Here is a 4,651-nt window from a genome sequence, read left to right as displayed (position 1 = left end):
AAATATTCAAAATTATCTAAAAAAAGTAATGAAGTGAAATTTCAAGTGTAAAATAACTCCCGAAATCCCACTAATCCTATAATCAAAGCACAATCCTTTAATTAAAATCCAATCAAAAAATTTAATTATTGGACGAACTCTTAAAATGCCTGATGAATTTTCAGAACTATGAGTGTGTTAATCATTATTATTTATAAAATATTTTATATCATAATTTTTAGTGGATGTTGATGGTTCTATCAGTTGTATATCCCTATGAAATTTTCCCGGAGTCCTTTTCTTATTACCAAATAAATCTTTATAATATGAAATCTTTTCTTTAGGGAATATGGAGACCTGTTGTGATTTAAAATATTTGTAGTGGCTATTTTTATTGTTTGGTTCATTCCATATTCTATCAATTAACGGGAAATATTCTTCATATAACTTCATTTTTTCATGGTCTTTAGATTCTCTGAAAATTGCATGGGCAGTACATCCTAAAATAAGGTCAATGAATTGAATTAATGTAGAATTAATGTAATTGTTATCATATGGTTTATATTTCTTATGATCTGACTCAATAAATGTTATTTCTTTTTCTTTAACTGTAATATTCTTTCTCCATCCAGTATAAATGGGGTATGCCATTTAAAATACTCGTGAGAATTTTTATCATCTGAAATATCATGAAAAATTTCTTTGATGGTGATGTGGTTATACTTTTTGAAGAAATATTTCAACGGACCTACAATTGTTGTCTTATAGAATCTATTGTATATGTTATTGTTTGTTTTATCTTCACCAAAAAATTTTGAATCTAATTTTTCTAAATCTAAGAAGAGTATATTAAAATAGATTTTTTCTTCTTCAGAGCAGAATTTATTGTTATTGACTAACATTTGAATCCATTTTGTTGAAATTGTTTTTCTGGAATATGACATTCCTTTTCTAAATTTTGCATAATGGATTTCACAATCATTATTGATATGATTTTTTTCAGTACACTTTCCTTTTTTAAAAATTTCACAAGAATTGTGGTCTATAAGCCATTTACTATTGTCTGCATCGTTTAAGCAACGATAAGATATTAATTTATTTGCTAACTTATATTTGAATGATGTTGGAACAAATAAACAACCAATTCCAATATATCGTTTATTTAAAATGTATGTTTCATCAGAAAATATTTCTAGTTCCATATTTCACCTTTTGTTTTTATAATGTTTATTTTTACATTTGTAATTTATATATGCTGTGTGACAGAGCATTTGTAAAGTAATTCTATTAATATGAACTTGAATACACTCTTCAAAGGGCAGGCAAGGACCGTGACCTAAAAAAGGTTCGAAAAATCACAGACCTTGCAGACATGTGCTATGTCAGACAGAAAAACCTGAAAGGCCTGGGGGATGCAATTGCATGCGCTGAAAAACACACTGGAGGCGAGCCTTTCGCAGTTCTTTTAGGCGATTCAATCACAAAAAGTGCAAAACCATGCACAAAGCAGCTGATTGATGTTTTCAATAAATACAAAAAACCTGCAATTTCAATCAGGGAAGTTCCATGTGACAAAGTATGCAGTTACGGAATCGTTGACGGTGATAAAATCGATGAAAACACTTATAAGATCACTCAACTGATTGAAAAGCCTAAACGCAATCAGGCTTCTTCCAATCTTGCAATACTTGGAAGATACATTTTAACCGAAGATATCTTTGACAGGATTAAAGAAACCAAACCTGGTTTTAACGGTGAAATCCAGCTTACAGATGCAATGTCAAAACTTGAAAAAATCTACGGTGTTAAATTCACAGGCAAGGTTTTCAACATTGAAAACCGCCTTGAGTGGATAAAATCATCAATTGATTATGCAATGGCAGATGATGAGTTTAAAGACGATTTGGTCAGTTACATGAAAACTTTTGTCGGTTAATCTATATGTCATATTAAGTTTACTTTAATTTTAATTTTTAAATTCATTAAATTGAAAATTGTTATAATTATTTTCATGGTTTAAATTAAACTATATTGATTAATTGACTGTACTTTGTAGTATTCGATGGGTCAATTTTGTTCCAAAAATTGTTGGATAATAAGTATCTATGTTGCACTTATCTGTTGCCTATTTTTTGAAGTTTTATTTTTTTTAGGTTTTTGATTTTGAAACATCGCATGTTTCTGATTGAAACATTCGCTTTAAACATTTATCCTCTGGTTATTCAACACGTTAATGCCCGAAATTTACTATTCAAAATCTCTTTTGCGAAAACGTTCCTATATATCGCAGTGCAAAATTCAATTCCGTTCCATAAATGTTGTCGTTAATGTTGATGATTTACAAAATCAAATCTTAAAAAATAGTTAGAAATTTAATATTAGTAATATCAATGTCTATAACATGATTAAACATGTTTAGGTAGATAGACATTGAATTAAACCACTAATTTGTAAGAATTTAAGTAATCCAGAAAGTGGATTATAAACTCTATGATATAATTTGAAATAGTGGATATATAAACTTTATCATGTTTAATTTATAAATTGTAGAAAGTGTCGATTATAAATAAACAAACCCGAATATGACTTTATAAGGTCATTGAAAAACAACCATTATAATATTTGATGGTTTCTACAATTTAAAGGTAAATCCTTATGGTCTCATTTTAGTCAATATATAACTCAAATGAAATAGAATGCAACACACCATGAAATGACGGTGTATATGAGCACTCCAATCCAAAATTTCTTCTGGACATTCATAAGGATTCCTCCTGTCAAATTAGTGGTTTTGCCAAAGGGAGCATTCATTAAAACATCAGTTTCAAATCCTACCAATGGCAATATTATCCTACCTAAAATAATACCACCTCCTTATGGTCAAGAGTTTGATTACTTATTACATTAGATTTTATGGCATAAATAGTTTTTATTTGGTCTATACACAAGTAAAAATTGTATTTAGTGCGTAATTAGAATATTTATTAATTTTTTTCAATGAAATGCTCATATTATTTTAAATTAGCTAATTTAGCTGTCTGATAATTTTTGAATAATTCCCTCAAAACATTCGCTTTGAACAAATTAGTTAAAAAGCACAAATCTATAGTGTAGAAAACCACAAAAAATATTGTTCATCTGGATTGAAAAATTAGTAATTTTTTAACTGACGGCCAACAGCATATTTCACTCAGAATTCGCTAAAACCTGTAATCCTCTTGATAACCCACACAATCATCGTTCAAATCACTCTCGTCCAACTTAAAGACATCACTGCGGCTAACGCAAATTGCTTCACCGATACCTCCCCGATTGCCTGAAAAGCTTGAACGCAATATCTCAAGCACGCCATCATTATTGTATATGGCTCCGCCATTTGCCACGGAAACGTTGGCTGAAAAGCCGGATTGTGAAATTTCCAGGTTTGAGGAATTATGTATTGCACCGCCAAAGGTTCCTGCGGAATTCTCATTGAATTTACACTGTCTGATGGAGAGATTTCCATCATTTACTATTGCGCCTCCGGCATATTCGGCATGATTTTTCTCAAATATTGAGTCTACAGCAGTCAAGTCAGATTCTTCCCAGTTGTATATTGCTCCGGCACCCTCCTCAGAGAAGTTGTTTTTAAAATCACATTCCCTGATAATCATTTCACCTTCAGCATATATTGCTCCCGGGCGATGCTGACTATGATTTTCCTTGAAGGTGCATCGGGAAATGACTGCCCTTCCGTCTGAATATATTGCTCCGCCAATCGATGAGGAGTTATCCTTAAAAAGTGAGTTGTGAACTTCAAGATTACCCTCAAAATGGGCTATTGCCCCACCTGCCAGATCATCAAAGTTACCCTTAAAAATACAATCCCTCACAACCATGTCTCCATCGTTGCATACGACGGAATAATTGTTTAAAAACCGGCAGTTCAAAAGGCTCATCGATCCCTCATTTGATAGAGTGTCAACGTGGTTTTCCCTTTCATGGCCGTTTTTGAAAATGGTGTTTTCGATTATTATGTCCGTACCGTTGAAATCGAATATGGCTGCCTTGCATCTGGCATCGATAGTGTGGCCTGCCCCGTCAATATGGAGAACATCTCCCTTAAATTCTATTCCCCGGGCGTATCTTTCACATTCCACATCATCAAGAACTATATCGGATTTTAAAACCACCTTGCCATCGGATGAGTGAATCAAATTATCCAGATATTTGAAATTTCTATCCGAATTGTAAAATAAGCGATTAATATATCTCTGTGAAACATTCTGATAAGACATTTTAACACCTTGGATGATATTATGTATGGGACAGTAATTAAAGTTAATTATAAAGAAATCACTTTAGCTAAATAAGTTTCGAATAATTCTCTTCTTAACCTCCGCTTTCATCAAAAACATCATTTCATGCAGTCCCATATTGAATAAAGCGCTGGCTTTAAACTTAACTTTAATTAATATTGGGGATATAATTATCATTAATTGAAGGTGTTGGCTATGGGATTTATCAAAAATATTGCAAGAATACCTGACCGCTTAGGTCATGGATGAATTGCACAAAAAATTACTTATCAAATGCTCTCTGAAGAACTTTAAATACCAATGAAATCTAAACTAATAAATGACAAAGTTAATCAAAACTTTTTTCAACGATAACCAAGTTTAAAAAAGCAAAA

General features: G+C 31.6%; 5 protein-coding genes. 2 read left to right on the top strand and 3 right to left on the bottom strand.

Features of this window, described 5'->3' with window-relative positions; all coding sequences use genetic code 11:
• Positions 1–177: 177 nt before the first annotated feature.
• Together ACKI2P_RS00055 and ACKI2P_RS00050 are read right to left on the bottom strand one after the other, a co-directional pair.
• On the bottom strand, positions 178–630 hold the full coding sequence (locus tag ACKI2P_RS00055) for a hypothetical protein (RefSeq protein WP_407374053.1): 453 nt from the start codon (positions 628–630) through the stop codon (positions 178–180).
• Positions 570–1,181, bottom strand: a complete 612-nt coding sequence (locus ACKI2P_RS00050) for a hypothetical protein (RefSeq protein WP_407374052.1) — start codon at positions 1,179–1,181, stop codon at positions 570–572. The genes ACKI2P_RS00055 and ACKI2P_RS00050 overlap by 61 nt, the downstream gene beginning before the upstream one ends.
• A 170-nt stretch (positions 1,182–1,351) precedes the next feature.
• Here ACKI2P_RS00050 and ACKI2P_RS00045 point away from each other — a divergent pair, with 170 nt between their 5' ends.
• Together ACKI2P_RS00045 and ACKI2P_RS00040 are read left to right on the top strand one after the other, a co-directional pair.
• Entirely contained in the window at positions 1,352–1,915 is a 564-nt protein-coding gene (locus tag ACKI2P_RS00045) for a UTP--glucose-1-phosphate uridylyltransferase (protein WP_407374051.1), read from the top strand.
• A gap of 789 nt (positions 1,916–2,704) precedes the next feature.
• Positions 2,705–2,887 (top strand): hypothetical protein, encoded by a 183-nt coding sequence (locus ACKI2P_RS00040; protein WP_407374050.1) that lies wholly within the window; start codon positions 2,705–2,707, stop codon positions 2,885–2,887.
• 292 nt (positions 2,888–3,179) lie between these two features.
• Here ACKI2P_RS00040 and ACKI2P_RS00035 read toward each other — a convergent pair whose 3' ends face one another.
• Positions 3,180–4,256, bottom strand: a complete 1,077-nt coding sequence (locus ACKI2P_RS00035) for a hypothetical protein (RefSeq protein WP_407374049.1) — start codon at positions 4,254–4,256, stop codon at positions 3,180–3,182.
• Positions 4,257–4,651 lie beyond the last annotated feature (395 nt).

Source organism: Methanobrevibacter sp. (assembly GCF_045541095.1).
GTDB lineage: Archaea > Methanobacteriota > Methanobacteria > Methanobacteriales > Methanobacteriaceae > Methanocatella.
This window is presented reverse-complemented; position numbering and strand designations above follow the sequence as displayed.